The sequence below is a fragment of the Psychrobacter sp. S1-30-MNA-CIBAN-0213 genome, from assembly GCF_040309845.1.
Taxonomy (GTDB): Bacteria; Pseudomonadota; Gammaproteobacteria; order Pseudomonadales; family Moraxellaceae; genus Psychrobacter.
The window spans coordinates 1-254 of record NZ_JBEOPE010000123.1; the positions used below are offsets into that span (position 1 = coordinate 1).

Sequence of the window (254 nt, forward strand, 5' to 3'; positions counted from 1 at the left end):
GGCTGTTGATTCATTTTATTATTGGTATATCTCAGCAGAACACCATATATCTGTACTAGATCATTTTGCCTTTCCAACATATCGTTGAAATCGTGATAATTAGTTACTTTCCAGTACCCATCTAACTCAATAGGTAATCGATAGCCCTTTACCTCATTCACAATCATAAAGTCAATATATCTGTTACCTCCATTTGAATCAGTAAAATGAAATTGTGCAGTGACATCCTCGGGGCTTATTTCGGGAATTTTAGC

1 protein-coding gene is annotated in these 254 nt (G+C 35.4%); it reads right to left on the reverse strand.

The annotated features are described in order from the left end of the window. On the reverse strand, nt 1–254 hold a 254-nt coding region (locus AAEY87_RS14200; RefSeq protein WP_502945489.1), incomplete at both ends, for a putative endonuclease domain-containing protein.